The organism is Mesorhizobium hunchu (assembly GCF_040081975.1).
Lineage (GTDB): Bacteria > Pseudomonadota > Alphaproteobacteria > Rhizobiales > Rhizobiaceae > Mesorhizobium > Mesorhizobium hunchu.
Genome location: NZ_JBEBMG010000002.1, coordinates 448,604 through 475,571, shown reverse-complemented (window position 1 = coordinate 475,571; position 26,968 = coordinate 448,604). Strand labels below are relative to the sequence as shown.

General features: G+C 66.6%; 23 protein-coding genes. 11 read left to right on the top strand and 12 right to left on the bottom strand.

The window, feature by feature from the left end; genetic code table 11:
• The first annotated feature begins 16 nt into the window (after positions 1–16).
• Together ABMA46_RS05795 and ABMA46_RS05790 are read left to right on the top strand one after the other, a co-directional pair.
• On the top strand, positions 17–1,744 hold the full coding sequence (locus ABMA46_RS05795; RefSeq protein WP_348998353.1) for a type I secretion system permease/ATPase: 1,728 nt from the start codon (positions 17–19) through the stop codon (positions 1,742–1,744).
• A 54-nt stretch (positions 1,745–1,798) separates the two neighbouring features.
• Entirely contained in the window at positions 1,799–3,136 is a 1,338-nt protein-coding gene (locus tag ABMA46_RS05790; RefSeq protein WP_348998352.1) for an HlyD family type I secretion periplasmic adaptor subunit, read from the top strand.
• A 14-nt stretch (positions 3,137–3,150) separates the two neighbouring features.
• Here the strand turns inward: ABMA46_RS05790 and ABMA46_RS05785 are convergent, their stop codons facing one another.
• The 4 genes from ABMA46_RS05785 to ABMA46_RS05770 form a co-directional block, all read right to left on the bottom strand.
• Entirely contained in the window at positions 3,151–4,557 is a 1,407-nt protein-coding gene (locus tag ABMA46_RS05785) for a mannose-1-phosphate guanylyltransferase/mannose-6-phosphate isomerase (RefSeq protein ID WP_348998351.1), read from the bottom strand.
• A 163-nt stretch (positions 4,558–4,720) separates the two neighbouring features.
• Positions 4,721–8,179 (bottom strand): chromosome segregation protein SMC, encoded by a 3,459-nt coding sequence (gene smc, locus ABMA46_RS05780; RefSeq protein ID WP_348998350.1) that lies wholly within the window; start codon positions 8,177–8,179, stop codon positions 4,721–4,723.
• Positions 8,180–8,230: 51 nt separating this feature from the next.
• The gene (locus tag ABMA46_RS05775) at positions 8,231–8,899 is read right to left on the bottom strand and encodes a DsbA family protein (protein ID WP_348998349.1); all 669 of its coding nucleotides are present in this window, start codon (positions 8,897–8,899) and stop codon (positions 8,231–8,233) included.
• A 133-nt stretch (positions 8,900–9,032) separates the two neighbouring features.
• On the bottom strand, positions 9,033–9,530 hold the full coding sequence (locus ABMA46_RS05770) for a DUF721 domain-containing protein (RefSeq protein ID WP_348998348.1): 498 nt from the start codon (positions 9,528–9,530) through the stop codon (positions 9,033–9,035).
• A gap of 54 nt (positions 9,531–9,584) precedes the next feature.
• On the opposite strand from ABMA46_RS05770, the gene mutY reads away from it, so the two are divergent.
• Positions 9,585–10,694: an A/G-specific adenine glycosylase gene (gene mutY, locus ABMA46_RS05765; RefSeq protein WP_348998347.1), complete on the top strand. Its 1,110-nt coding sequence runs from the start codon at positions 9,585–9,587 to the stop codon at positions 10,692–10,694.
• Positions 10,695–10,720: 26 nt separating this feature from the next.
• Positions 10,721–11,332: an HAD family hydrolase gene (locus tag ABMA46_RS05760; RefSeq protein WP_348998346.1), complete on the top strand. Its 612-nt coding sequence runs from the start codon at positions 10,721–10,723 to the stop codon at positions 11,330–11,332.
• Positions 11,333–11,518: 186 nt separating this feature from the next.
• On the opposite strand, the gene ABMA46_RS05755 is transcribed toward ABMA46_RS05760, so the two are convergent.
• Positions 11,519–12,652 (bottom strand): site-specific DNA-methyltransferase, encoded by a 1,134-nt coding sequence (locus ABMA46_RS05755; RefSeq protein WP_348998345.1) that lies wholly within the window; start codon positions 12,650–12,652, stop codon positions 11,519–11,521.
• A gap of 160 nt (positions 12,653–12,812) precedes the next feature.
• On the opposite strand from ABMA46_RS05755, the gene ABMA46_RS05750 reads away from it, so the two are divergent.
• Entirely contained in the window at positions 12,813–13,502 is a 690-nt protein-coding gene (locus ABMA46_RS05750; protein WP_348998344.1) for an HAD family hydrolase, read from the top strand.
• 38 nt (positions 13,503–13,540) lie between these two features.
• Here the strand turns inward: ABMA46_RS05750 and ABMA46_RS05745 are convergent, their stop codons facing one another.
• Complete coding sequence (locus ABMA46_RS05745; protein WP_348998343.1) at positions 13,541–14,281, bottom strand: hypothetical protein; 741 nt, start codon at positions 14,279–14,281, stop codon at positions 13,541–13,543.
• Positions 14,282–14,406: 125 nt separating this feature from the next.
• On the opposite strand from ABMA46_RS05745, the gene thrC reads away from it, so the two are divergent.
• Genes thrC through ABMA46_RS05725 form a run of 4 tightly spaced genes read left to right on the top strand, consistent with a single transcriptional unit; the run spans position 14,407 to position 20,638 of the window.
• Positions 14,407–15,822 carry a threonine synthase gene (gene thrC / locus ABMA46_RS05740; protein WP_348998342.1) on the top strand — a complete coding sequence of 472 codons (1,416 nt, stop codon included), beginning with the start codon at positions 14,407–14,409 and terminating at the stop codon, positions 15,820–15,822.
• Between the two features lie 19 nt (positions 15,823–15,841).
• Positions 15,842–17,134 (top strand): M16 family metallopeptidase, encoded by a 1,293-nt coding sequence (locus tag ABMA46_RS05735; RefSeq protein WP_348998341.1) that lies wholly within the window; start codon positions 15,842–15,844, stop codon positions 17,132–17,134.
• A gap of 15 nt (positions 17,135–17,149) precedes the next feature.
• Complete coding sequence (locus ABMA46_RS05730; protein WP_348998340.1) at positions 17,150–17,746, top strand: GNAT family N-acetyltransferase; 597 nt, start codon at positions 17,150–17,152, stop codon at positions 17,744–17,746.
• A gap of 3 nt (positions 17,747–17,749) precedes the next feature.
• Positions 17,750–20,638, top strand: a complete 2,889-nt coding sequence (locus tag ABMA46_RS05725) for an EAL domain-containing protein (RefSeq protein WP_425475694.1) — start codon at positions 17,750–17,752, stop codon at positions 20,636–20,638.
• A gap of 350 nt (positions 20,639–20,988) precedes the next feature.
• On the opposite strand, the gene ABMA46_RS05720 is transcribed toward ABMA46_RS05725, so the two are convergent.
• A complete protein-coding gene (locus ABMA46_RS05720) occupies positions 20,989–21,597 on the bottom strand; it encodes a YqgE/AlgH family protein (RefSeq protein ID WP_348998339.1) in 609 nt (202 codons plus the stop codon).
• Between the two features lie 160 nt (positions 21,598–21,757).
• On the opposite strand from ABMA46_RS05720, the gene ABMA46_RS05715 reads away from it, so the two are divergent.
• Both ABMA46_RS05715 and ABMA46_RS05710 read left to right on the top strand, forming a co-directional pair.
• Complete coding sequence (locus ABMA46_RS05715; protein ID WP_348998338.1) at positions 21,758–22,564, top strand: protein-disulfide reductase DsbD domain-containing protein; 807 nt, start codon at positions 21,758–21,760, stop codon at positions 22,562–22,564.
• Between the two features lie 70 nt (positions 22,565–22,634).
• Positions 22,635–23,117, top strand: coding sequence for a peroxiredoxin (locus ABMA46_RS05710; protein ID WP_348998337.1), 483 nt, complete (start codon positions 22,635–22,637; stop codon positions 23,115–23,117).
• Positions 23,118–23,162: 45 nt separating this feature from the next.
• Here the strand turns inward: ABMA46_RS05710 and rnhA are convergent, their stop codons facing one another.
• The 5 genes from rnhA to ABMA46_RS05685 all read right to left on the bottom strand — a co-directional run bounded on the left by rnhA (position 23,163) and on the right by ABMA46_RS05685 (position 26,938).
• Entirely contained in the window at positions 23,163–23,729 is a 567-nt protein-coding gene (rnhA, locus tag ABMA46_RS05705; protein ID WP_348998336.1) for a ribonuclease HI, read from the bottom strand.
• Entirely contained in the window at positions 23,726–24,706 is a 981-nt protein-coding gene (locus tag ABMA46_RS05700; RefSeq protein WP_348998335.1) for a homoserine kinase, read from the bottom strand. Before ABMA46_RS05700 ends, rnhA begins: the two co-directional genes overlap by 4 nt.
• 2 nt (positions 24,707–24,708) lie before the next feature.
• Entirely contained in the window at positions 24,709–25,713 is a 1,005-nt protein-coding gene (gene ispH / locus ABMA46_RS05695) for a 4-hydroxy-3-methylbut-2-enyl diphosphate reductase (protein ID WP_348998334.1), read from the bottom strand.
• Positions 25,714–25,799: 86 nt separating this feature from the next.
• Positions 25,800–26,549, bottom strand: a complete 750-nt coding sequence (locus ABMA46_RS05690) for an SURF1 family protein (RefSeq protein ID WP_348998333.1) — start codon at positions 26,547–26,549, stop codon at positions 25,800–25,802.
• The gene (locus ABMA46_RS05685; protein ID WP_348998332.1) at positions 26,546–26,938 is read right to left on the bottom strand and encodes a DUF983 domain-containing protein; all 393 of its coding nucleotides are present in this window, start codon (positions 26,936–26,938) and stop codon (positions 26,546–26,548) included. Before ABMA46_RS05685 ends, ABMA46_RS05690 begins: the two co-directional genes overlap by 4 nt.
• Positions 26,939–26,968: the final 30 nt, after the last annotated feature.

Below are 26,968 nucleotides of genomic sequence, written 5' to 3'. Positions count from 1 at the left end.
AGAGGCGCGCCTTGCCTTGCGCCAGTGCGCGGGCGGGTTCGCATTCGTCGCGCTGTTTTCAGGCCTCATCAACCTTCTTGGCCTGACCGGGTCGCTTTACATGCTTCAGGTCTATGACCGGGTACTGCCTTCGCACAGCGTGCCGACCCTGATCGTCCTGTCGATCGCCATGATCGGCCTCTATGTCTTCTACGGCCTGCTCGACATGGTCCGGCAGAGGCTGATGATCCGCATCGGCAAGCGCTTCGACCGCCGGCTTCAGCCAAGCGTGCTTGCGCTTTCCCTCGCCCTGCCGCTCAGCATGGGATCGGAAGGAGCCCGTATCCAGCCGATCGGCGATCTGGAGCAGATCCGCAACTTCATCGGCAGCACCGGCCCCACCGCGTTCTTCGACCTGCCCTGGCTGCCGCTTTATCTGTGCGGCATCTACCTGCTGCATCCCTATCTCGGTCTGCTCGGGACTGTCGGCGCCATCACCAGCCTGCTTTTCACGTTGCTGGCCGAAGGCCTGAGCCGTGCTCCGGCACGGCGCGCCGCCGAATCCGCCATTGCGCGACGCCAGATGGCGGAGGCCGCGCGGCGCAATGCCGAGGTCGTGCGCGCCCTCGGCCTCGGAACCCGTATCGGCGAACTCTGGCGGGAACGAAGCGCCGCATTCCTCTCCGACCAGTTGCGCATCAGCGACGTCATCGGCCTGTCCAGCGCCCTGTCGCGCACCTGGCGGCTGATCCTGCAGTCCCTGATGCTCGGCCTGGGCGGCTACCTCGTCATCATGGGCGAGGCGTCCGGCGGCGTCATCATCGCTTCGTCGATCATGCTCACCAGAGCCCTCTCCCCGGTCGATGTCGCCATTGCCAACTGGCGCTCCTTCTCCGCGGCTCGGCAGGCCTACGCCCGGCTGGACAATCTGCTGCGAACCGTCGGCATCCCCCAGGAGAAGGTGGGGCTGCCGCGTCCGGCGACGACGCTGCGGGTCGAGGGCCTTGCCGTCGGCGCGCCGGGGCAGCAGCGGCCGATCGTCCAGGCCGCCAGCTTCGCACTCGACGCGGGCGCGGGCCTGGGCGTCATCGGCCCAAGCGCGTCGGGGAAATCCACGCTGGCCAGGGCACTCGTCGGCGCATGGACGCCGCTGCGCGGCAAGATCCGGCTGGACGGCGCCGCCCTCGATCAATTCGACGCTGCGGCGCTCGGACGCGATATGGGCTACCTGCCGCAGGACGTGGAACTCTTCGAGGGAACCGTCGCCGAGAATATCAGCCGTTTTGCCGCCGACCAGGATTCCGAAGCGGTGCTCAGGGCGGCGGAAGCAGCCGGCGTCAAGGACATGATCCTGAGGCTTCCGGACGGCTTCCAGACCCAGATCGGCGATGGCGGCATGGCGTTGTCGGCGGGGCAGCGACAACTCGTCGGCCTTGCCAGGGCGCTCTACGGCGATCCATTCCTCGTCGTGCTGGACGAACCGAACTCGAACCTCGATGCGGACGGCGACGCAGCCCTCGGCAGCGCCATCCGCAACGTCAGGCAACGCGGCGGCATCGCGATCGTCATCGCGCACCGCCCGTCCGCCCTTCTTCATCTCGATCAGGTCATGGTGATGGCGGACGGGATGATCAAGGCATTCGGACCCAAGGACGAAGTGCTGGCGCAGATGACCAGACCACCTTCGCCTCCGCCGCGCCCCGATGTCCCGCCGCCCAACGGACCGCGCGGGCCGATCGTCGTTCCGCTTCACGAGCGGCGATAGGCAGGCCGATGACGCTCAACCCAAGCATAACCGGGCGCTCCACGGAGGCATTTCGTGGCTGATGCCCTTCATGCTCCCGGCACGGCCGCAAGCAGACGAGACAGCGGCGGCGGCGACGGCATTCGTTCGACCATTGCCGTGGGACTGACCGTCGCGGCCGCGCTGGTCGGCGGAATCGGGTGGTGGGCGGGCACCAGCGTGATCGCCGGCGCCATCATCGCGCCTGGCACCGTCGTCGTCGAATCGAATGTGAAGAAGGTCCAGCAGCAGAGCGGCGGCACGGTGCGTTCGATCCTGGTCCGCAACGGCGACCACGTCCGCGCCGGCGATATCCTGGTGAGGCTGGACGACCGGACCGCGCGGGCCAGCCTGCAGATCGTCAGCCAGCAGCTCGACCGCGCGCGGCTGCGGATGGCGCGTCTCAATGCCGAAGCGACGGGAGCGAGGCAGCTTGCCGTTCCTCCATCTCTTGCCGGCCGAACCGGAGACCCCGAGATAGAAGCCCTCATGGAGGGCGAACGCGCGCTGCTGATGAGCGACCTCAATTTGCAGGACGGCAAGAAGGCGCAACTGGAAACGCGCAACCAGCAGTACCGGGAGCAGATCGACGGCCTCGAGGCGCAGCGCGCCGCGGCGCACGACGCACTGGCGCTCGCCCAGCGCGACGTCGTGACCGTCCAGGCCCTCTACGACCGCAAGCTCGCGTCACTCGACCGCCTGACGGCGCTGCAGACGCAGATCATCCAGCAGAAGGGCGAGATCGGGCGCCTGACCGCCGCCATCGCCGAGGCGGAAGGCCGCATCAGCGAGAACGCCATGATCGGCATGCAGGCCGAGGAAGACTTCCGAAAGAGCGCCAATACCGACCTGCGGGACACGGAAGGCAAGGAAGCCGAGCTGATCGAGAGACAGGCGGTCGCGCAGAACCAGTTGGACGATACCGTCGTGCGCGCGCCGCAGGACGGCGTGGTCCAGGAACTCGGCATCCATACGATCGGCGGAGTCGTTTCGCCGGGCGAAACCATGATGCTGATCGTGCCCGGCACGGATCAGCTCGTCATCGATGCCCAGGTGTCGCCGATGCATATCGACGAGGTGCATGTCGGACAGCCCGTCGTTGTTCGTTTTTCCGCCTTCAACCGCACGACCACGCCCGAATGCCACGGCGCGATCGAAAATGTCTCGGCCGACCTCATTCGCGACCAGAACACACGCACCGCCTACTACCTCACCAGGATCGACGTGAGCGACGAGGCGACCTGTCTGGGCCGCGACCAGGCGCTGGTTCCCGGCATGCCGACGGAACTGCACATCCAGACGGGCGATCGCACCGTCTGGTCCTACATCTTCAAGCCGCTCACCGACCAGATGATGCGGGCGCTGCGCGAATAGAAGCGGCGGTCGGATCAGCTGCGGCCGTATCGATCCTCGAAGCGGACGATATCATCTTCGCCGAGATAGGAACCCGACTGCACCTCAATCACTTCAAGTGGAGTCTCGCCCGGATTCTCCAGGGCATGGATTTCGCCGACGGGGATGTAGATCGACTGGTTCTCGGTCAGGACCACCGTCGCGTCTCCCTTGCGCACGCGCGCGGTGCCCCGAACGACGACCCAGTGCTCGGCCCGATGGCGATGCATCTGCACGGACAATTTGGCGCCCGGTTTGACGGTGAGGCGCTTGACCTGATGCCGGTCGCCGCAATCCACTGAATCATAGTGGCCCCACGGCCGGTAAACGTCGCGATGGGTCAGGTGCTCCTGGCGCCCCGTTTCCTTCAATTCCTCGACGATCTCGCGCACGTCCTGCACGCGGCTCTTGTGGGCGATCAGCACGGCGTCCTTGGTCTCGACCACCACGAGATCGTCGACGCCGAGCAAAGCCACGAGGCGACTCTCCGAACGGGCCAGCGTTCCTCTTGCCGAAACGGCGACGATATCGCCGCGAAAGGCGTTGCCCTGTTCGTCCGTTCCCTCCGCTTCCCGCAAGGCCGACCACGAGCCGATGTCGCTCCACCCGGTTCGAAGCGGGACCACCACCGCATCCGCGGTTTTTTCCATCACGGCATAATCGACCGATTTGGAGGGGCACGCGACGAAGGCCGCCTCGTCAATGCGGAGGAACTGCCCGTCCTTCCGCGGCGAAGCCATGGCATCGCGGCATGCCGCTACGATCGCCGGCTCATGTCTTTCCAGTTCGTCGAGGTAGCGGCTCGCCTTGCACAGGAACATGCCGCTGTTCCAGTAATACGCCCCGGAGGAGACGTAGGCGGATGCGATATCGCTGTCCGGCTTCTCCTCGAACCCGTCGACAACGAAGCCCGCGCCGTGCCGCGGACCGCGACGGATATAGCCATAACCCGTTTCCGGCCTGGTCGGCGTGATGCCGAAAGTGACGAACTTGCCGGCCTCGGCCAGATCGACGGCCTGGATAACGGCTTCGGCGAAGATATCCGCATCGGCGATGAAATGATCGGAGGCAAGCACGAGCAGCAGCGGGTCCGCTCCGTTGCCGATGGCATGCAGCGCCGCCAGCGCGATCGCCGGCGCGGTGTTGCGCGCCACCGGCTCCAACAGGACAAGCGCGCCCTCGATGCCGACCTGGCGCAACTGCTCGGCGGCGAGGAACCGATGCTCGTCGTTGCAGACCAGAAGCGGCGAAGCGGTCTCAAGCTTTTCGAGCCGCCGGGCCGTATCCTGCAGCATGGTGCGTTCACCGATGAAGCTGAGGAACTGCTTCGGATAAAGCTGCCTTGAAAGCGGCCAAAGCCTCGTCCCGGCTCCCCCGGCCAGGATGATCGGAACAATCGCCAAGACAGCCCCCCGTCCGGTGCCGATTGCCCGTCAGTTTCGCCCCGATTGCGAAAAAGACAATATTGGAAACATTAGACCTTGGTCCACCTGCCCGCAGGCACGGCAAATCCGAGGCACGGGTGCGATGGGACAAAGCGGCCCGATCGGTGGCGGCGAGCGGTCGTCAGCTCGCCTCGCGCATGGCCTCGGCGGCCTGCAGATCGACCGAGACGAGCTGGCTGACGCCCTGCTCGGCCATGGTGACACCGAACAGGCGGTCCATGCGCGCCATGGTGATGGGATTGTGGGTGATGACGACGAAGCGGGTTTCCGTAGACGCCGACATTTCGTCCATCAGGTTGCAGAAGCGCTCGACATTGTGGTCGTCCAGCGGCGCGTCGACCTCGTCCAGCACGCAGATGGGCGCGGGATTGGTGAGGAAGACGGCGAAGATCAGCGACATCGCCGTCAGCGCCTGTTCGCCGCCGGACAGCAGCGTCATGGTCTGCGGCTTCTTGCCCGGCGGGCGGGCGAGGATTTCCAGCCCGGCTTCCAGCGGATCGTCGGATTCGATCAGTTGAAGCTCGGCGGTGCCGCCGCCGAACAGATGCGAGAACAGACGCTGGAAATGGCCGTTCACCACCTCGAAGGCAGCGAGCAGCCGGTCCCGGCCTTCGCGGTTCAGGCTCTGGATGGCCTGCCGCAGCTTGCGGATCGCCTCGATCACGTCCTCGCGCTCGGAAACGATGGTCTCCAGCCGCTCGGAAAGCTCCCTCTGCTCCTCCTCGGCGCGCAGGTTGACGGCGCCGAGCCGCTCGCGCTCGATCTTCAGCCGGTCGAGCTGGCGGTCGATGTCGGCCATGTCGGGCATCGGGCTGTCCGCCTCGAGGCCGGTGTGGCGGATGACGAGATGCGGCGGTGTGTTCAGCGCCTCCTGGATGCGCGCCTCCACTTCCTTGCGGCGCTCGTCGGCGGCGGTGAGCCGTTCTTCCGCGCGGGCGCGCGCCTCTCGCGATTCGGCAAGGCCCTGGATCGCGGCGGTGGCGGCCTTGTCGAGCTCCGCCTGCCGGTTCTCGGCCTCCTGGAGCCGGTCGGCAGCGGCCTTGCGCAGTTCCTCGGCTTGCGAGAGCTGCGACAGCAGCGCGCGCCGCCTGGCGTCGAGCTCGTCCGGCGCATCGACCAGCTTGTCGCGTTCGCCGGCGGCCTCGGCCTTGCGCTCGCCAAGGGCCGTGATCTGCGCGGAGGCGTTTTCGGCGCGCGACAGCCAGTTGGCGCGCTCCCGGGCGATGGCTTCCAGCCGGCGGGTGCGGGTTTCGGCCTCGCGCTTCAGGCCCTCCACCATGGCGCGGGCGTCGGCGGCGGCCGCGCGTTCGCGGCCAACCGTGGCGGCCAGCGTGTCCAGCCGTGCCTGCAGATCGGAAAGATCGGGCGCGGCAGTCAGATTCCGCTCCGCCTCGGTGGCCGCGGCGGTCGCCTCGGCATGGCCTTCGGCGACGCGGGCGCGGGCCTCTTCCAATGCGGCGCGGCGGCTCGACAACTCACCGGCGGCCTTTTCCGCGCTGGCCAGCGCCTCTCTCGCCAGGCCGACTTCATGCTGCGCGTCGCGCCACGCCTGACGTGCCGCGCGCTCGGCCTCGGCGCTTTCGCGCGCTACGCGCTCGGCGGCCGCCAACGCCTCCTCGGCGACGCGCACCGCCTTCGTCGCCTCCACCGCCTCGGCGTTCAGTTCGGCCAGCCGGTTCTTCTGCGCCAGCCGGAGCGCGGCCGGCGTCGGCGCATCGGCGCTGGCAACCAGACCGTCCCAGCGCCACAGGGCGCCTTCCCTGGTGACCAGACGCTGGCCGGGCGAAAGCATCTTCTGCAAGCGCGGGCCGTCGGCCGCCTCGACAATGCCGATCTGAGCCAGCCTGCGGGCAAGCTGGCTCGGCGCGCGCACGACCGAGGCGAGGCTGCGGATCCCTTCGGGCAGAGCAGGATCGCCGGATTGCGGCGCGGTCTCGCTCCAGTGAACCGGCGCGCTGCGGTCGAGCGGCACGTCGAGGTCTTCGCCGAGCGCGGCGCCCAGCGCCGTTTCGAAACCGCGATCGACGCCGATCTGCTCCAGCACGGCGGGAAACAGGTCGCCGCCGGCGGCGTTCAGCATCTTCGACAGCGTCCGCGCCTCGGTTTCGATGCGCCCGAGTTCAGCCTTGGCTTCCTGCAAGGGCGGGCGCGCCGCGGATTCGGCCGCCCTCGCCTCGCCGACCGCCTTCTCGGCAGCGATCGCCATGGCCTCGCAGGCCGACAGTCTGGCTTCCGCCGTGTCCACCAGCGCGCGCTTTTCGGCCGGGTCGGGCAGGCCGGCCAGCTTTGCCGCGATCTCGCCGGCCTCGCGCTCGACATCGGCCAGTTGCCGCGCCAGCCGGTCGCGCCGCTCGACCGCTTCGCGCATCACGCGTTCGAACTGGTTACGCTGCGCCGCCGCTTCGGCGCGCTGGGCCGTCAGCGCGGCGAGCGAGCCTTCGCTCAGCGCCAGCGTGGCGGCCGCTTCCTCGAAGACGCTGCGCGTCGAGGCCTCCCGCTCGGCGGCCCCGGCGTTTTCCGAATTGAGGGCGCGCTCCTCTTCCGACAGGCGCTCCAGCACCTCGGCATTGTCGCGCACCATGCGCTCCTCGCGCGCGATGTCGGCGTCGAGCTGCTCCAGGCGGCGGTCGAGTTCGGCCTGGCGGGCGCGGATGCGGCCGGCCTCCTCCTCGATCTGCGCCTTGGCGATGGAGAGGCGCTGCACTGCCGCAGCCGCGGCGGCTTCCGCCTCGCGCAGGTCCGGCAGGCGATGGGCGGCGACCGCCTGCTCCTTGGCGGCGTTCATCTGCAGGGCCGCGCGCTCGCCGACCAAAGAGGTCGCCGTCGCAAGCGCCGACTGCGCCTCGCCCTCCTGCGCTTTGGCCTGCGTCCAGCGCAGATGCAGCAGGATCGCCTCCGCCTTGCGGATGTCGGCCGACAGGCTCTTGAAGCGTGACGCCTGACGGGCCTGCCGCTTCAGGCTTTCGATCTGGCCCTGCAATTCGCCGACGACGTCGTCGAGGCGTTCGAGGTTCTGCTCGGCGCCCTTCAGCCTGAGTTCCGCTTCGTGGCGGCGGCTGTGCAGGCCGGAGATGCCGGCGGCCTCCTCCAGCAGCGCGCGGCGCGCCTGCGGCTTGGCCTGGATCAGTTCGCCGATGCGGCCCTGCCCCACCATCGAGGGCGAGCGCGCGCCGGTCGACTGGTCGGCGAACAGGAGTTGCACGTCCTTGGCGCGGGCTTCCTTGCCGTTGATGCGATAGACCGAGCCGGCCTCGCGCTCGATGCGGCGCGAAACCTGCAACTCGTCGGCGTCGTTGAACGCGGATGGCGCTGTGCGATCTACGTTATCGAGGAAAAGCGTCACCTCGGCGGTGTTGCGGGCGGGCCGGGTGCCCGAGCCGGAGAAAATGACGTCGTCCATGCCGGACGCGCGCATGTTCTTGTAGGAGCTTTCGCCCATCACCCAGCGCAGCGCCTCGACAAGATTGGACTTGCCGCAGCCGTTCGGCCCGACGATGCCGGTCAGGCCGCGCTCAATGACGAATTCGCCGGGTTCGACGAAGGATTTGAAGCCGAGAAGGCGAAGGCGCGAGAATTTCATGCACGCCTCCCCCGGCCGCGCAGGCGCGACCGGTCGGAGGCGAGCGGAGCCTCAGAGTAACGGGTCGATGATGGCGGACATTTCCGCAATCGACATAGCCCCCTTGTAGGTCTTGCCGTTGATGAAGAAGGTTGGCGTCGAGTCCACCTTGAACTCGTCGGCGCCGCGCTTCTGCACAGCCCTGACTTGGTCGAGAAGCTTCTGGTCCGTCAAGCAGGCGTTGAAGCTCTCCTGTGTAAAACCGGCCAGCCGCGAGATCTGGAGCAGCGCGTCCTTGGTGTTGTTGCCGGCCGCCCACTGTTCCTGCTGCTTGAACAGCACGTCCACCATGGGGAAATAGTTGTCGCCGGCGCAGCGCGCAAGCATGAAGCCGGCCTCGGCACGCGGATCGAAGGGGAATTCGCGCAGGATGTAGCGCACCTTGCCGGTGTCGATGTACTTCTTCTTCAGGTCCGGGAAGGTCGTGTCGTTGAAATGCGCGCAGTGCGGGCAGGTCATCGAGGCGTATTCGACGATGGTGACGGGAGCGTCCTCCTTGCCCATCGACTTGTCGGGCAGCGCGCCGGGCTTGAGAAGCTCCGTCATGTCGACCGTGCCCTGCGGCTGGGGCGCATCGTCCGCGGGAGCGGCCGCCTGCGCCCGCGCCTCGGTCGCCGCCATGACGAAAGCCGCCGGCACCGCGGCAAGCGAGGAAAGAACGGTTCTGCGGGACAAGATCATGCGAATCACCTGACAGGAACTGGATTGTGCAATGCTAAGGCATGGAAAAGCGAGTATTGGCGCGAATTAAGGCATCGGCAGGAGCAAGCCAATTGACAAGTCGGCCCGGCGCGATCACGAAAATGCGAGATTTCTATCGCTTCCTGCCAAGGACCGTGGCCCCCAGACGCTCCAGCGACGCCCGCAAGTCTCCGTCTTCCACCGGCGAGACCACTTTTGCCACCTTTTCCTTTTCGGGCGCGGACAGCGGCCGCAGGACCGGTCTCGGCCTCTCCTGAGGCCTCGCCAGAGGCTTTTGCAGGATGCGGATTCGGCCGATGGCGTTGAAGCCGAGGAAGGCGTTGACCCGGCCGATGACCTCCCCGGTCTGATGCTGGAGATGCAGCGCCGCCATGCCTTCGCAGGCGATGACCAGCACGGCGGGCTCGAACGGATCGTCCTCGTTCAGGCGGCGCGGCCACTGGATCTTCTCGGGCCGCGACGTCGCTGCAAGGCGCTCGCCGACGATCTCCTCCCACGACTGGACGAGCCCGATCGAGATGCCGGCGCGCTTGCGCAGCATCGGATCCAGGATTCCGGTCGCGAGGTCGCTTACCGGAACGGGATTGCCGAAAGGCCTCTTGCCTGCCATGCGTTCTCCGGTCCAGCCGGCCATGCCGGCATCAACAACGGCTTCATCAGTTCAATGGCATCGCAGCAAACTCGCCGCAAGTCCGCATATCCGCTTGAAGCGGATATCGCCTCCCGCCTGCTGGCCTGGTACGACACGCATCATCGCGATCTGCCCTGGCGCGTGCCGCCGCGCGACCTGGCGAAGGGCGTGCGGCCCGATCCTTATCGGGTGTGGCTCTCGGAAGTCATGCTGCAGCAGACGACGGTCGAGGCGGTAAAGCCGTATTTCCGGAATTTCGTCGCCCGCTGGCCGACCGTGGAAGCGCTGGCCGCGGCCGAGGCCGACGACGTGATGAAGGCCTGGGCGGGGCTCGGTTACTATTCACGCGCCCGCAATCTCAGGGCATGCGCCGCCGCTGTGGCGGAGGCCGGCGGAGCATTTCCGGCGAGCGCAGCGGCTTTGTTGAAGCTGCCGGGCATCGGCCCCTACACGGCCGCCGCCATCGCGGCGATCGCCTTCGACAGGCCGGAGGCCGTCGTGGACGGCAATGTCGAGCGCGTCGTCTCGCGGCTGGCCGCCATCGCCACGCCGCTGCCGCAGGCCAAGGCGGACATCCGGGCCATCGTCGAAAGACTGGTGCCGATCGATCGACCGGGCGACTTCGCGCAGGCCATGATGGATCTGGGCGCCACCCTATGCACGCCGAAACGCCCGCGCTGCATGCTGTGTCCGCTGCGCGAGGATTGCGCGGCCACGCGGGCGGGCGACCCGGAATTCTATCCCGTCCGCCCGGCCAAGCCGGCAAAGCCGGTCAGGCGCGGCGCCGCTTTCGTCGCGGTGCGGCCGGACGGCGCGGTGCTGTTGCGCAAGCGGCCGGACAAGGGGCTGCTCGGCGGCATGGCGGAAGTGCCGACGACCGACTGGAACGCGCGACAGGACGGCGAAACCGCCGTCTCGGCAGCGCCCTTCGCCGCCGACTGGCAGCCGAAAGGCGCGATCGTCCATGTCTTCACCCATTTCACGCTGGAGCTTTGCGTCTATCGCACCTCCCATGCCGGACCGACGCCGGCAGGGCATTTCTGGTCCGGAGCGGAAGGAATCGCCGCCGAAGCCTTGCCGACCGTCATGAAAAAGGCCATCGAGGCTGCCATTCCCGGCGCCACCAGACGGCTCCGTTCCTAGAACACGTTCATCGCAAGAGAGAAAGAATGCCGGACATCCGCCACATCGTCTTCGACATCGGCAAGGTGCTGCTCCATTACGATCCGGAATTGCCGTTCAGCCGGCTGATCCCCGACGCTGAAGAGCGCCGCCGGTTTTTCGAGACCGTCTGCACCGGCGCGTGGAACGTCGAGCAGGACCGCGGCCGCTCCTGGCAGGACGCCGAGGCGCTGCTGATCGCCGAGCATCCGGCGCATGAGGACAACATTCGCAACTTCCGCCGCCACTGGCACGAGATGGTGCCCCATGCCTACGACGACAGCGTGGCCCTGATGGAAGGACTGATCGAGGCAGGCTACGACGTCACCATGCTGACCAACTTCGCCTCCGACACCTTCTACGAGGCGCGCGAGCGCTTCCCCTTCCTGAAGAAGCCGCGCGGCGTGACCGTCTCCGGCGACATCCGCCTGATCAAGCCGGATCTCGCGATCTATCGCCATCATGCGGATGCGTTCGGGCTCGAGCCAGCCGCCACCGTGTTCATCGACGACAGCCCGCATAACGTCGAAGGCGCGAGGAAAGCCGGTTGGCAGGCCGTGCATTTCACCGACGCCGCGACGCTGGCCGCGGATCTCGGCAGACTCGGCGTTACCGTTTGATCTGAATCGCTTACGCGGACGCGCTCAGGCGGTGATTCAACGACCTGAGATCGAGATTCAGGTCGTTCAGATTCTGATTCAACAAGGCGGTCTGCCGTGGGCCCGCTGGCTACGGCAGGTCCCCGGCCTCAGCGCGCCTTTCATCGTGCCACCGGCGCAATGAATTCGCCTTCGGCGAACCGGCGGCTAGGCCCCTGCCCGCTCCATTCCCAGGCGCGCGATGCGCCGCAGTTCGTCGATCGGGGTGAGACCGCCGGAGCGCTCGTAGTGCCAGAAGGTCCAGCCGTTGCAGGCGTCCAGTCCCTGGACCTGCGCGCCCATCTTGTGGATCGATCCGGCGCTGTCGCCGACCGCCAGCGTGCCGTCCGCGCGCACCTTCGCCGACCAGCGCCGGCGTGAATCGACCAGCGTCGCGCCGGGCGCGATCAGGCCGGTATCGACGAGGCTGCCGAAGGCAACGCGCGGCTCGGCGCGCTTGCCCGACAGGATCGACAAATTGTCCTGCGCCAGCGGCTTGACGGAGGCGATGCGCTCGTTGGCGGCGTCGATATAGGCCTGCTCGCGCTCGATGCCGACGAAGTGGCGGCCGAGCCTTTTGGCGACGGCACCGGTGGTGCCCGAGCCGAAGAATGGATCGAGGACCACGTCGCCCGGTTTCGTCGAGGCCATCATGATGCGGGCGAGCAGCGCCTCGGGCTTCTGCGTCGGATGCAGCTTGTCGCCGTTGTCGTCCTTCAGCCGCTCCGCTCCGGTGCAGATCGGAAACAGCCAGTCGGAGCGCATCTGAACGTCGTCGTTGGCGGCCTTCAGCGCCTCGTAGTTGAAGGTGTAGCCTTTGGCCTTCTGGTCGCGCGAGGCCCAGATCATCGTCTCGTGCGCGTTCTGGAAACGCCGGCCGCGGAAATTCGGCATCGGGTTGGTCTTGCGCCAGACCACGTCGTTGAGGATCCAGAAGCCAAGGTCCTGCATCTTGGCGCCGACGCGGAAGATGTTGTGGTAGGAGCCGATCACCCAGATGGTGCCGGCCGGCTTGAGGACGCGCTTGGCCGCCAGCAGCCAGGCGCGGGTGAAGGCGTCGTAGGCCTCGAAGCTCTCGAACCTGTCCCAATCGTCGTCGACGGCGTCGACCTTGGATTGGTCGGGCCTGTGCAGGTCGCCGTCGAGCTGAAGGTTGTAGGGCGGATCGGCGAAGATCACGTCGATGGAATGCTCGGGCAGACGATTGAGCGCCGCTACGCAGTCGCCCTTGAGGATCGTATCGAGCCACTCGGCCTGCTGCGGAGCGGAGGAGAGTTCGTCGAGAAGACGCACGGCGGTCATGGCTTACACCTGGTACGCGTTACTGTTTACCCGCCGTTATGGTTACCGTTCTCAGTAAAGATTTAATGAAGTGACCGCGGCGATTTGCGACGCGTGTGGGGATGGTGTATGCCGCCCCGGCCCGCGACGGGCTGTCCCCTCCCATTCATGCCGGATTGTCATGCCCCAACCCGATCTCGTCATCTTCGATTGCGACGGCGTTCTCGTCGATTCCGAAATCCTGGCCGCCCGCGTCGAGGCCGACCTGATCACCAAGGCCGGTTACGAGACGACTGCCGAGGAGATCGCCGAAACCTACGCCGGCCTGACCTTCAAGGACATATTGATGGCCATAGAGGAAAAGGCCGGCATCCCGTTCCAGATCGCCATGATCGACCAGGCCGAGGCGTTGATCGACCGGAAGCTGAGAAACGAGGTGCGCGCCATCGAAGGCGTCGGCCAAGCCATCGCGCGCGTGGCCGCGCCCCGCTGCATCTGCTCCAATTCGCGGACGGAGCGCATCGAGTTCATGCTGGAGCGGACCGGCCTGCTGCCGCTGTTCGCCGGCCGCATCTTCTCGGCGCTGGAGACGCCGAGCGGCAAGACCAAGCCGGCGCCGGACGTTTTCCTCCACGCCGCCGAGACGCTCGGCGCCGATCCGGCAAACACCTTCGTGATCGAGGATTCGGTCCACGGTGTGACCGGCGCACGCCGCGCCGGGATGCGGGTGATCGGCTTCACCGGCGCGTCGCACAGCTATCCCGGCCATGCCGATGCGCTGACGGAAGCGGGCGCCGAGACGGTCATGCGCCGCTGGGCGGAACTCGCCGGCGTGATCGCTGCGCTGTCCGAATGGTCCGAGGACGCCTGAACGCCGGCCGGCCGGCCCTGCCGCCCGCGCCGCGACGCTTATCTCGGAATGTCGGAGATCGACGTCTGCGAGCCCTTGGGGGTGGTTGGCGCAGCAGGCGCGGCCTTGACCGGTGCTTTCTTGCGCACGACGCGCTTCTTTCGCGGCGGAGGCGCCTTGGTCTTGCCTTCGTCGTAGCCCGCAAAGACCTGATAGTTGCTGGTCTCCGGTTCGGGAACGCTGATATTCGCGTCGCTGTAGACGAACTGGGTGGCGGCCGACATGTCTGAGACCTGCACCTTGTACTGCTGCAGGTTGGAATAGAGCACCTCCGATCCCCGCATCACCACGATACGGATCGGCATGGTGATCGTGCCCGGCTTGGCGAGAGGCCCCGGCACGACCTTGCCGGCCACCGCGACGTTCATCGTCATGGTGCCGCTGGCGTGCGTGCAGTCGCGCGTCACGTTGGTGATGGCGGCCTGGTAGATGATGTTGGAGGAATTGTTCTGGTCATCCTGCGTCAGCGGATCGCCGCTGTCGTCGGACGCGGCCTTCCTGCCGCCCCTGCCGTAGGTGTTGTAATAGGCGGTGCCGTCGCGAAGGGTAACGTTCGGGCAATAAGCCCTCAGGGAACTGGCCGTCACCTTGCCTGTCTCGGTGCCTGTATTGGGCTTTACCGCCTTGTTGTCGCCCAACCCAAGCACGCCGTCACTCGATTGGCAGCCCGCGACGGCGAGCATAAGGCCGACAAGCGCAGAGCCGGCAAAAAAGCGACTGTTGGACAAACAAAACAGCATGAAGCGCACTTCCCTCTCGCAAAGCCGGTGTCCTATAGCAACCCGGCGGCAAAAATGCGACTGAGGACGCGCACAAAATACGGTGTGCAAGACAGAACGCGACGGCAGGAAGGGACGAGCCGACCATGCACTATGTGAGCACACGCGGCGAAGCGCCGGCGCTGGGATTTTCAGACGCCGTCCTTGCGGGCCTCGCGCGCGACGGCGGCCTCTACGTTCCCGATCAATGGCCGCAGTTTTCCCCCGCCGACATCAGGGCGATGCGCGGGCTCGCCTATCCGGACCTCGCCATTCGCCTCCTGACGCCCTTCCTCGGCGGCGAGGTGCAGCCGGCGGTTTTCGAGACGCTGGTGCGCGAGGCCTATGCCACGTTCCGCCATGAGGCCGTCTGCCCCCTGGTGCAGCTCGGGCCGAACAGCTTCGTGCTGGAACTGTTCCACGGGCCGACGCTCGCCTTCAAGGACGTCGCCATGCAGTTGCTGGCGCGCCTCATGGACCATGTGCTTGCCGAGCAAGACCGCCGCGCCACCATCGTCGGGGCGACCTCCGGCGACACCGGCGGCGCGGCGATCGAGGCCTTTGCCGGGCGGGAGCGGACCGACGTCTTCATCCTGTTCCCGCATGGACGCGTCTCGCCCGTCCAGCAGCGGCAGATGACCACGTCCAGCGCCGCCAATGTCCATGCGCTCGCCATAGAAGGCAATTTCGACGACTGCCAGGGCATGCTCAAGGACATGTTCAACGACCACGGCTTCCGCGACCGGGTGGCGCTGTCGGGCGTGAATTCGATCAACTGGGCGCGCATCATGGCCCAGATCGTCTATTATTTTTCCTCCGCCCTGTCGCTCGGGAGTCCGGACCGACCGGTCTCCTTCACCGTGCCGACGGGGAACTTCGGCGACATCTTCGCCGGTTACGCCGCCAAGAAGATGGGCCTGCCGATCGAGCGGCTGGTCATCGCCACCAACGACAACGACATCCTCGCCCGCACGCTGGAGAGCGGCGAATACCGCATGAAGGGCGTGGTGGCGACTACCTCGCCGTCGATGGACATCCAGGTCTCGTCGAATTTCGAGCGGCTGCTGTTCGAGGCCGGCGGTCGCAACGCCGACACGGTGCGCCGCTATATGGCGTCGCTGAAACAGTCCGGCGCCTTCACCATCGACGAAAAGGATCTGGCGGCGATCCGGGGCGACTTCGACGCCGGCCGCGCGACCACCGACGAGATTGCGGCGACCATCCGCGCGACGCTCGAGCGCAGCGGCTACCTGCTCGACCCGCATACGGCCGCCGGCGTGCGCGTGGCCGCAAGCCACCCCTCTGGCCATCCCTCGGGCGCAACGCCGATGATCGTGCTCGGCACCGCCCATCCGGCCAAGTTCCCGGCGGCCGTCGAGGCGGCCTGCGGCGTCACCCCGGCGCTGCCGGCATGGCTTGCGGACTTGATGCAAGCCGACGAAAAGTTCACGGTACTTCCATCGGACCTGAAAATGGTGGAAGATTACATAAGCCACCGTGCGCGGGCAGCGCATCAGAGGTAGCGCAGGGAGTGAAGTCCATATGAGTGTTGAGGTAAGCCGTCTGTCGAACGGCCTGACGGTCGCCACCGAAACGCTTCCAAACCTTGAATCCGTCGCTCTCGGCACCTGGGTCAAATCCGGGGCGCGAAACGAGCGCGACGAAGAGCACGGCATGGCCCATCTGCTGGAGCACATGGCCTTCAAGGGAACAAAGCGGCGTAGCGCCTTCGAGATCGCCTCGGAGATCGAGAATGTCGGCGGCGAGATCAACGCGGCTACCAGCGTCGAGACCACGTCCTTCTACGCCCGCGTGCTTTCCGACGACGTGCCGCTGGCGGTCGATATCCTCGCCGACATCCTGCAGGAATCGGAATTCGACCCCGACGAGCTCGCCCGCGAGCAGCATGTCATCCTGCAGGAGATCGGCGCCGCGCACGACACGCCCGACGACATCGTCTTCGACCGCTTCACCGAGACGGCCTTCCGCCACCAGACGATCGGCCGTTCCATCCTTGGCACGCCGGAGACGGTGAAATCCTTCACCTCGAAGCAGCTCCACGACTTCATGGAACGCCAGTACGGCGCCGAGCGCATGGTGATGGTCGCCGCCGGCGACGTCAGGCACGACGATTTCGTGCGCGAGGTGGAGAAGCGGCTCGGCGGCTTCCGCAGCAAGGCCGACAGCACGGCGCCCCGCTACGCCCAATATGTCGGCGGCGACTTCCGCGAGAACCGCGACCTGATGGACGCGCAGATCGTGCTCGGCTTCGAAGGCCGCGCCTATCATGTGCGCGACTTCTACGCCAGCCAGGTGCTTTCCATGATCCTCGGCGGCGGCATGTCGTCCCGCCTCTTCCAGGAAGTCCGCGAAAAGCGCGGCCTGTGCTATTCGGTCTACGCTTTCCACTGGGGCTTTTCCGACACCGGCATTTTCGGCGTCCACGCCGCCACCGGCCAGCAGGACATCGACCGGCTGGTGCCGGTCATCATCAACGAGCTGGAACGCGCCGGCGACAGGATCGGCCAGGAAGAGCTCGACCGCGCCCGCGCCCAGTATCGCGCCGGACTGATCATGTCGGGCGAGAGCGCGGCCAGCCGTGCCTCGCAGATCGCCCGGCAATTGCTGCTGTTCGGCCGGCCGATCCCCAAGGAAGAGCTGATGGAGCGACTGTCCGCGCTGACGGTGGACCGGCTGACCGACCTTTCGGCGCGCCTGTTCTCAACCAAGCCGACCCTCACCGCGGTCGGTCCGGTCGGCACACTGGCGCCCTACGAAGCCGTGCTGGACGCCCTGCCGCGGTCCCACGCAACGGCGCATCGCCTCGCCGTCTGACGGCCTCCCGCCGACGTGTTCGCGCTTCCTTTCTTCCGCCGCGATCTGCCGGTTCTGAAAGGCGGCAAGGTGACGTTGCGCGTGCCGCTCGCCAACGATTACACGGCATGGGCCGGGCTTCGTGGCGAGAGCCGCGCGTTTCTCGAAAAATGGGAACCGCGCTGGGCGGCGGACGAGCTGGAGCGCGCAGCGTGGCGCCATCGCCTTGGGCGCTACCGCGAGGATTACGCCCAGGGCACGGCCATCGCCTTCTTCATCTTCGAGCGAGAGCACGGCAAGCTCGCCGGCGGCATCACGCTGGGCAACATCCGCCACGGCGTCTCGCAGAGCGGGCATATCGGCTACTGGATGGGCGAACGCTATGCCGGCCGCGGCCTGATGACCGACGCCGTCAACGTGCTAGTTCGCTTCGCCTTCGACAGGTTGCGGTTGCACCGGGTGGAAGCCGCCTGTATTCCCGACAACGTCCGCTCGATCCGCGTGCTTGAAAAAGCCGGATTCCAGCGCGAAGGACTGCTGCGGTCGTTCCTCAAGATCAACGGCTCGTGGCAGGACCACTACCTCTACGCACGGATCGTCGACGACGGGCCGGGCAGCAGCAAGAAGGACTGATTCTTGACTTTTCCGGCGCGAATACGATCGCTGCTCGCCTTCGTCCTCGCGACGGTCACGCTGCTTGGCGCAATCTCCCAGGCCTTCGCCATAGAGCCGATCAAGATCGCCCGCGACGACGTGGCGCTGGACCTGTCGCGCGCGGTGGAAATCTACCGCAACCAGGGCGAGAATTTCCAGGTTTCCACAGCTCCCGGCTCCGACGGCATCGTGCGGCGCATCGAGGTCGAGGCCAACGACAAGCGCTCGACCGGCGACTGGGCCGTGTTTGCGCTTGCCAACACCACAGACCAGCAGCTCGACCGGCTGATCGTCGCGCCGCATTTCAGGCTGGTCAATTCCGGCATCTTCTGGCCGGACATGGGCTCGACGCGCATCGCGGCCATCACGCCGAGCGAAGGCTTCGCGCTCGACCGGCAGACCAGCCCCGACGCCGACGTCTTCCGCGTCACCCTCAATCCGGGCACCGTCGTCACCTTCGTGGCCGAACTCGCCTCGCCCAAGCTGCCGCAGGTCTATCTGTGGGAGCCCGAGGCCTACAAGGACACGGTGAATTCCTACACGCTCTATCGCGGTATCGTCATCGGCATCGCCGGCCTGCTGGCGCTGTTCCTCACCATCCTCTTCGTCGTCAAGGGAACCTCGATGTTCCCGGCCACGGCAGCGCTCGCCTGGGCGGTGCTGGCCTATATCTGCGTCGATTTCGGCTTCCTCAACAAGATCATCGAGATCTCGCCCGGCAACGAGCAGATGTGGCGGGCGGGAACCGAGGTGGCGCTGGCGGCGACATTCGTGGTGTTCCTGTTCGCCTATCTCAATTTGAACCGATGGCACGGCCATTTCAGCTACGGCGCGGTTCTGTGGATTCTCGGCCTGCTGCTGATAGCCGGCGTGGCGATCATCGATCCGGCGGTGGCCGCCGGCATCGCGCGTCTCTCCTTCGCCGCCACGGCGCTAACGGGCCTCGGCCTGATCGTCGTGCTCGGCCTGCGCGGCTACGACCGCGCCATCATGCTCATTCCAAGCTGGGTCATGGTGCTGATCTGGATGGTCGGATCGTGGATGGCGATCACCGGCATGCTGGACAACGACATCGCCCAGCCGGCGCTGGGCGGCGGCCTGATCCTGATCATCCTCCTGATCGGCTTTACGGTCATGCAGCACGCCTTCGCCGGCGGCGCGCTGCACCAGGGCCTGTTCTCGGACCTCGAGCGCCAGGCGCTCGCCGTCTCGGGCTCGGGCGACACGGTCTGGGACTGGGACGTGCTGCGCGACCGGGTGGTCACGCGGCCCGACATCAGCCTCGAACTCGGCCTGGCGCCCAACAGCCTCGGCGGGGCCGCCCGCAACTGGCTTCCGGTGCTGCATTCCGACGACCGCGACACGTTCCGCACGACGCTGGACGTGGTGCTGGAGCACCGCAGGGGCAAGATCGCCCAGAACTTCCGCCTGCGCGGCGCCGACGGGCATTATCACTGGTTCGCGCTGCGCGCCCGGCCGGTGATCGGCTCGGACGGCGAGGTGATCCGCTGCGTCGGCACGATGGTCGACGTCACCGAGCAGAAGAAGTCGGAGGAACGCCTGCTGCACGACGCCGTGCACGACAATTTGACCGGGCTTCCCAACCGGGAGCTGTTCATGAACCGGCTGGAGGCGATCATCTCCATCGCGCGCACCGAGGAGAAGGTTCGGCCGACCGTTTTCGTGGTCGACATCGACCGCTTCAAGCAGGTCAATGACGGGCTCGGCATCTCGGCGGGAGACACGATCCTTCTGACCGTGGCGCGGCGGCTGCACCGGCTGCTGAAACCGAAGGACTCGCTGTCGCGCTTCGCGGGCGACCAGTTCGCCCTGATGCTTCTGTCCGAGCAGGACCCGGCGCGCATCGCCTCGATCGCGGAAGCGGTCAAGCACGCCATCAGCGCGCCGATCACTTTCGCCAAGCGCGAGATCGTGCTTACCGCCTCGATCGGCCTCATCACCTGGACGTCCGAGCAGGTGTCCGCCGAAGACCTGGTCAAGGACGCCGAGCTTGCCATGCATCAGGCCAAGCGCTTCGGCGGCGACCGCATCGAGCCGTTCCGGCCCGCCTTCCGCACCATCGGCACCGACCGGCTGCAGTTCGAGTCGGACCTCAGGCGCGCCATCGAGCGCAAGGAGTTCACGCTGGCCTACCAGCCGATCATCCGGCTGGAAGACAACAGCGTGGCCGGCTTCGAGGCGCTGCTGCGCTGGGATCATCCGCGCCGCGGCATGATCCCGCCGGCCGACTTCATTCCGGTGGCCGAGAATTGCGGGCTGATCGTCCAGCTCGGCCTGTTCGCCATGCAGAAGGCCGCCGACGATCTCGCCGCCTGGCAGAAGCAGATCGGCGACGCGCCGCTGTCCGTCTCTGTCAACCTCTCCAGCCGGCAGTTGATCCGCCGCGATCTGGTCAGCGACGTCCGCTCCGTCATCGCGCGGTCGAACCTCAAGGCGCGCTGCCTGCGCCTCGAACTCACCGAATCGCTGGTGATGGACAATCCCGAGCAGACCGCCCATGTGCTGACCAAGCTCAAGCAACTCGGCATCGGGCTTTCGCTGGACGACTTCGGCACAGGCTATTCCTCGCTCGCCTATCTCACGCGCTTCCCGTTCGACACGATCAAGATCGACAAGAGTTTCCTCGACGACACCTCGCCCAAGCGCACGGTGCTGATCCGCTCCATGATCAACATGGCGCACGAGCTCGGTCTGTCCGTGGTCGCCGAAGGCATCCGCGACCAGAGCGACGGGCTGGAGCTCAGGCAGATGGGCTGCGAATACGTCCAGAGCTTCTCGTTCGGCGCGCCGATGGCCGGCGACGCCGCGCTGAAGCTTCTGAAGGAGCAATATCCGCTGACGCCGGCGTGACCCTTTTTCGTCTCCCCTTGAACGGGGAGAAGGTGTCACGAAGCAATGGATGAGGGGCTACGCGGCATTCTGCAAGATCACGCCGCCTCTCATCTGCCTGCCGGCATCCTCTTCCCCTGAATGGCAGAGCAAGCGCATATGGCGGTGCACCCCCACCCCTGCCCCCTCCCCACAAGGGGGAGGGGGACTTTGGGCAGCGCCACGATGCGCTGACGCTGGCGATTTTGGGCGGTCGGCGGTGTCGGCGTCACCCTCCCCCTTGTGGGGAGGGGACAGGGGTGGGGGTACACGGCGGTCGCGATTGAAAGAAAATCAATATGCGATTCCCCTGGTGAACAGGGAGAGGAAAGCTAGGCGTGGCCGGCGGCCGTGCTCAGATGTGTCGGGTCGATGCCGATGGAGGCCAGCAGGCGGTCGTATTTGCGCTCTATGTCGGAATCGAACAGGAATTCCGGCGTGGCCGGGCAGGTCAGCCAGCCGTTCTCGGCGATCTCGGTTTCGAGCTGCCCCGCACCCCAGCCGGAGTAGCCGAGCGCCATCAGCGCATGGCGCGGGCCACGGCCGGCCGATATGGCGCGCAGGATGTCGACGGTCGCCGTCAGGCAGATGTCCCCCGCCACGGGCAGCGACGATTCCACCCGATAGTCCCCGGTGTGCAGGACGAAGCCGCGGCTGCGGTCCACCGGGCCGCCGTTGCGCACCACGAAATCGCGCGCCTGCCTGGGCAGGCGGATCGCCTCCTGCTCGTCCATGATGCCGAGCTGGACCAGAAGATCGGGGAAAAGCATCTGCTGCGTCTGGTTGATGATCAGGCCCATCGCGCCCTCGTCGCTGTGGGCGCAGATATAGATCACCGTGCGCGCGAACCGGTCGTCCTTCATGCCGGGCATGGCGATGAGGAACTGGTCGTCGAGAAAGCCGCCGCTTTCGTCCGGTTTCTTGGTGCGCAAAAGATCCATGATCGAAGCGTAACGCGTTTCATGCCCGTATTAAAGACGTACGATGGCAGGACGCGGTTCGCGCGAGGCGACGCGTCTTGCGGGAAGGTCACGCAAATATGATGCGCGCGCGACGGCGGGCGCTGTTGCGTCGCCACAAAGGCGCGGTCAAATCGCGGCCATGAAAAACTCGACTCTGCTCCTTTCCGGCGCTTTCGCTTTGCTGGCAGCCGCCGGCCCGGCGGCCGCCGCCTCGTCCGACTGGGCGACCAGCGAAGGCGGCCGCGTCCGGCTGGTCACCAGCGGCCTGCCGGATGCGAACGGCAACCTCCAGGGCGCACTGGACATCCAGCTCAAGCCCGGCTGGAAGACCTATTGGCGCGATCCGGGGGACAGCGGCGTGCCGCCGCAGCTCGACGTTTCGGCCAGCACCAATGTCTCGGGCGCCGTCATGTCGTTTCCCGCGCCCCAGCGCCATGACGACGGCTACGGGCAATGGTCCGGCTACAGCCATTCGGTGGCCTTGCCGATCAGCTTCACCGTGCCCTCGCCGGGCAAGAAGACGACCGTCGCGGCCGACGTGTTCCTGGGCGTGTGCGAGACGATCTGCATTCCCTTGCAGGCGCGCCTGACGGTCGATCCTGCTACCGACCCGGACAATGCCGGCGACGCGAAGACGCTCAAGGCGGCCCTCGCGGCCCTGCCGGCCGACGCCGGCGACGCCTTCGGCGCGAAGCAGCTTTCGGCGACCCACGAGAGCGTGACCATCGAGGCCACCGTGCCCGGCGATCCCGCAGCCGCGGACCTCTTCGTGGCGGGCGACGACGACTACATGCTCGGCCCTCCGACCCGCGAGACGAAGGACGGCAAGGTGCTGTTCACCGTGCCTATCCTCGACCGCCCGTCCTCGACGCCGACCGGCGGCGGCCTCCACTACACGCTGACCGGCTCAACCGGCGCCGTCCGCGGCCTGCTGCCCTACCCGTGAACGGCGTTGCGGCGGCATCGATAGTCCGCTATCGCTTCGGCACCTTCCTTCCATATCAGCGAGGACCTCGATGACCATTTCCGTTGGCGACAAGCTGCCTGACGCGACGTTCAAGACCATGACCGCCGACGGCGCAAAGGAGGTTTCCACTTCTGACGTCTTCGCCGGCAAGAAGGTGGTGCTGTTCGCGGTGCCGGGCGCGTTCACGCCGACCTGCTCCAACAACCACCTGCCGGGTTACCTGGAGAACCATGACGCCATCCTGGCGCGCGGCGTCGACACGATCGCCGTCGTCGCCGTCAACGACGTCCATGTCATGGGCGCCTGGTCCCGCTTCAGCGGCGGCGAGGGCAAGATCCTCTACCTGGCCGACGGCAACGGCGATTTCGTCAAGGCGATCGGGCTGGACGCGGATTTTTCCGCCAATGGCATGGGCCTGCGCTCCAAGCGTTTCTCGATGGTCGTCGAGGACGGCAAGGTCACGGCGCTCAACGTCGAGGACAAGCCGGGCGTCGACGTTTCCGGCGCGGCGCATATCCTGGGACAGCTCTGACGCTTGGAGCGGACGCTCCGACGAGCGCAGTTCCGCTGGTCCGGCTCAATAGCTCTGGGTCGAACGGCGGGACCGTTTGGCGGGCGACCGGGACGCGGTCGCCTTCGCGGTGGCGCCGCCAGATGTCTGCGGCGACGCAACCGCGGGCTTCGCCGGCTTCTTCTTGAACGGCGCCATGCCTTCGCGCGCCAGCTCGTCGGCGCGCTCGTTCTCCGGATGGCCGGCATGGCCCTTGACCCAGTGCCATTCGACCTGATGGCGGCGGCGCGCCTCGTCGAGCGCCTGCCACAGTTCCGCGTTCTTGACCGGCTGTTTCGAGGCGGTGCGCCAGCCGTTGCGCTTCCAGCCCTCGATCCAGCCCGAAATGCCGTCCTTGACGTAGCTCGAGTCTGTGTAGAGATCGACGGTGGTGCCTTCCTTGATAGCGTTGAGCGCGTTGATGGCCGCCATCAGCTCCATGCGGTTGTTGGTGGTCAGCGCCTCGCCGCCGGAGAGTTCGCGCATGGCGCCGTCATTGGCGCCGTCGCTGCGCAGGCGCAGCACCGCGCCCCAGCCGCCGGGTCCCGGATTGCCGGAGCAGGCGCCGTCGGTATAGGCCTCGACCCGCCTCACGCCGCCGCTCCGTCGAGTTCGAGCCCGTATTCGGTCGGCGAGGCGACCTGCCGGTGGAAGCGCATGCGGCGCAGATATTCCAGCGGGTCCTTCTTCACCACCAGGCTGCCGGCCGGTGTGTTCAGCCAGTCGTAGAGGCGCGTCAGCATGAAGCGCAGCGCCGAACCGTGCGCCAGCATGGGAAGGGCCTGTGCCTCGGCCGAAGACAGGGGCCGGACCGAATTGTAGCCGGAAAGCAGCGCCCTGCCCTTGGTCAGGTTGAAGGCATTGTCCTTCTCGAAGCACCAGGCGTTGAGGCAGACCGCCACGTCGTAGGCCAAGAGGTCGTTGCAGGCGAAATAGAAGTCGATCAGCCCCGACAGGCGCTTGCCGAGGAAAAACACGTTGTCGGGGAACAGGTCCGCATGGATGACGCCCGCCGGCAGGTCGGCCGGCCAGTTCCGTTCAAGCAGGCCGAGGTCCGCCTCGACCTCGGCAGCCAGTCCCTCTTCCACCTCGTCGGCGCGGTCGCGCGCGCGTTCCCACAAGGGCCGCCAGCCCGAGACCGACAGCGCGTTGGGCCGCCTGATGTCGAAATCCAGGCCGGCCAGGTGCATGGCGGCCAGCGCCTTGCCGACCTCGCGGCAGTGCTCGACGGTCGGGCGCCGCATCCACATGCCTTCCAGGAAGGTGACGATCGCGGCCGGCCGCCCGGCCAGTTCGCCGATCGCGCCGCCGTCGCACCGCCTGACCGGCAGCGGGCAATTGATGCCCTTTTGCGAAAGATGCTGCATCAACCCGACGAAGAACGGCAGGTCGTCGCGGTTCACCCGCTTCTCGTAGAGCGTGAGGATGTAGGACCCGCTCGACGTGTGGAGGAGAAAATTGGAATTCTCCACGCCTTCGGCGATGCCCTTGTAGGAGAGCAGTTCGCCGATCTCGTAGTCGCGCAGGAAGGCGGCGAGCTCGATCTCGGAAATATCGGTATAGACCGCCACGCTCAGCGCGCTCCGTTGACGAAGGCCATGTCTGCGGCCGTGAGTTCGACGTCGCGGAGCACGCGCATCACCGGAAAATCCTCCGTCTCGGTCGCCGTCACCGCCAGTTCCACCGAGACGTCGAAGCGGGCACGGAAGGCGTCGATGATCTCGTCGACGATGATCTCGGGGGCCGAGGCCCCGGCCGACAGGCCGAGCGTGCCGATGGTGCCGATCTCGTCCCACGGAATGTCGCCGGCGCGCTGCACCAGCAGCGACATGGCAGCGCCGGCGCGTTCGGCGACCTCGACCAGCCGGCGCGAGTTCGAGGAATTGGGGGCGCCGACGATGAGGAACAGGTCGGCGCCTGGCGCCGTCTCCTTGACCGCTTCCTGGCGGTTCGTCGTGGCGTAGCAGATCGATTCGGCGGCGGGCGCCTGGAGTTCGGGGAAGCGTTCCTGCAAGGCGCGGATGATGCCGGCGGTATCCTCGACGGACAGCGTCGTCTGGGTGACGAAACCGAGCGCGGCGGGATCGGCGGGCGTGAAGGTCGCGGCGTCGGTTTCCGTTTCGATCAGCGTCACCGCGCCGTCCGGCAACTGCCCCATCGTGCCGATCACCTCGGGATGGCCGGCATGGCCTATCAGCAGCACATGGCGGCCCAGACGCTGGTGGCGCATGGCCTGCTTGTGCACCTTCGACACCAGCGGGCAGGTCGCGTCGAGATAGAACAGATTTCGTGCCATCGCGTCCGCCGGCACCGACTTCGGCACGCCGTGCGCGGAGAACACCACCGGGCTCTCGCGATGCTCCGGCGGGATTTCGGAAAGCTCCTCGATGAAGACGGCACCGAGATTTTGCAGGCCCTCGACCACGTAGCGGTTGTGCACGATCTCGTGGCGCACATAGACGGGCGCGCCGTATTTCTTCAGCGCCAGCACGACGATCTGGATGGCGCGGTCCACGCCGGCGCAGAAGCCGCGCGGCTGGCAAAGGCGGATCGTCAAAGGCGGTTTCGTATGCAGCATGATCTCGGGCATCCGGACAGTGCGGACATGAGGGGCGCACCCCTGCCCTGTCAAGGGCGCACAGCCATTGAAGTTCTAGCCCGGCGCTAGACTGCCGGTTGGGAGCGACGCCTCAGCCAGACGAACACCACGCCGACCAGCGCCGCCGCGAGGCCGTACCAGGTGATGGCGTATTGGAGGTGGTTGTTGGGCAGATCGACGATGGTGACGCCGCCGACCGGCAGGCCGCCGGGATTGGGCGTCTTGTCGGCATCCACGAAGAGGGGCAGCACATGAGCGCCGGCCGGCAGGCCGGAACTCGCCGCCATAGCGTGCAGGTCCTTCCAGAAGAAGATGTTCTTGTCCGTCTCGTTGTCGGGCACGAACGAGGAGGGTTTTCCCGTCAGTTCGACACGCAGGAGGCCGGTAACGGCGACGCGGCCCGAAACCTGGCCTTGCGGGCGCGTGGCGGGGTCCTGGCGGCCGTCCGGCACGAAGCCGCGATTGACGAAAAGCCAGTCGCCGTCATCGAGCTTGAGCGGCGTGTAGACGTAGAACCCCGGCTCGCCATCATAGGTCGCCAGAAAGTGGCGCTCGAAGCGATGCTCGAACGTGCCTTCCACCCGGACCGGGCGGTATTCCTGTTTCGCGAGGCCGGGATCGGCCTTAAGCGCGGGCACGAGTTCGACCGGCGGCATGGCCATACGCTCGCGGATCGTGGCGAGCAGGCCTTCCTTCCAGTGCAGGCGCTGAACCTGCCACGTGCCGAGGCCGATCAGGATGACGAAGGCGAGTGCCGACGCGGCGAGGACCGGCCAGGCGCGCTGCCGGCGCCCAGGCACGCGATCGACGCTCATTGCGGGCGGTCCAACCTGCCTTCGGCGGCGCTCTTGGCGTACTGCATGGCGATGAGCACGCCCTTGATCAGCCTGAGCGAGACGAGGCTGAGGACAAGCGTCAGCGGAATCCAAAGCAGGAAGTGCACCCACAGCGGCGGGTTGTAGGAAACCTCCATCCACAGCGCCAGCCCGACCACGATGAAGCCGATGATGAGGATGACGAAGACGGCCGGGCCGTCGCCGGCATCGGCGAACGAATAGTCGAGCCCGCAATTGTGGCACTCCTTGCCGACGGTGAGGAAGCCGGAGAAGAGCCGGCCCTCGCCGCAGCGCGGGCAGCGGCCTTTCAGCCCGGCCGAAACCGGTTCGATCGGCGGCCAGATGGCCTTGTCCTCGTTCTCGCTCATGACAAATCTCCTGCCGCAGCGCCGGGAAAA

Bases quoted from the DNA above. Each gene is read 5' to 3' on its own strand.
- ABMA46_RS05770 (WP_348998348.1), bottom strand. From the start codon at position 9,530: ATGGCAGGCAAGAGGCCTTTCGGCAATCCCGTTCCGGTAAGCGACCTC.
- ABMA46_RS05720 (WP_348998339.1), bottom strand. From the start codon at position 21,597: ATGGATCTTTTGCGCACCAAGAAACCGGACGAAAGCGGCGGCTTTCTC.
- ABMA46_RS05760 (WP_348998346.1), top strand. From the start codon at position 10,721: ATGCCGGACATCCGCCACATCGTCTTCGACATCGGCAAGGTGCTGCTC.
- ABMA46_RS05745 (WP_348998343.1), bottom strand. From the start codon at position 14,281: ATGCTGTTTTGTTTGTCCAACAGTCGCTTTTTTGCCGGCTCTGCGCTT.
- ABMA46_RS05710 (WP_348998337.1), top strand. From the start codon at position 22,635: ATGACCATTTCCGTTGGCGACAAGCTGCCTGACGCGACGTTCAAGACC.
- ABMA46_RS05750 (WP_348998344.1), top strand. From the start codon at position 12,813: ATGCCCCAACCCGATCTCGTCATCTTCGATTGCGACGGCGTTCTCGTC.
- smc (WP_348998350.1), bottom strand. From the start codon at position 8,179: ATGAAATTCTCGCGCCTTCGCCTTCTCGGCTTCAAATCCTTCGTCGAA.
- thrC (WP_348998342.1), top strand. From the start codon at position 14,407: ATGCACTATGTGAGCACACGCGGCGAAGCGCCGGCGCTGGGATTTTCA.
- ABMA46_RS05690 (WP_348998333.1), bottom strand. From the start codon at position 26,549: ATGAGCGTCGATCGCGTGCCTGGGCGCCGGCAGCGCGCCTGGCCGGTC.
- ABMA46_RS05715 (WP_348998338.1), top strand. From the start codon at position 21,758: ATGAAAAACTCGACTCTGCTCCTTTCCGGCGCTTTCGCTTTGCTGGCA.
- ispH (WP_348998334.1), bottom strand. From the start codon at position 25,713: ATGCTGCATACGAAACCGCCTTTGACGATCCGCCTTTGCCAGCCGCGC.
- ABMA46_RS05755 (WP_348998345.1), bottom strand. From the start codon at position 12,652: ATGACCGCCGTGCGTCTTCTCGACGAACTCTCCTCCGCTCCGCAGCAG.
- ABMA46_RS05775 (WP_348998349.1), bottom strand. From the start codon at position 8,899: ATGATCTTGTCCCGCAGAACCGTTCTTTCCTCGCTTGCCGCGGTGCCG.
- mutY (WP_348998347.1), top strand. From the start codon at position 9,585: ATGGCATCGCAGCAAACTCGCCGCAAGTCCGCATATCCGCTTGAAGCG.
- ABMA46_RS05685 (WP_348998332.1), bottom strand. From the start codon at position 26,938: ATGAGCGAGAACGAGGACAAGGCCATCTGGCCGCCGATCGAACCGGTT.
- ABMA46_RS05735 (WP_348998341.1), top strand. From the start codon at position 15,842: ATGAGTGTTGAGGTAAGCCGTCTGTCGAACGGCCTGACGGTCGCCACC.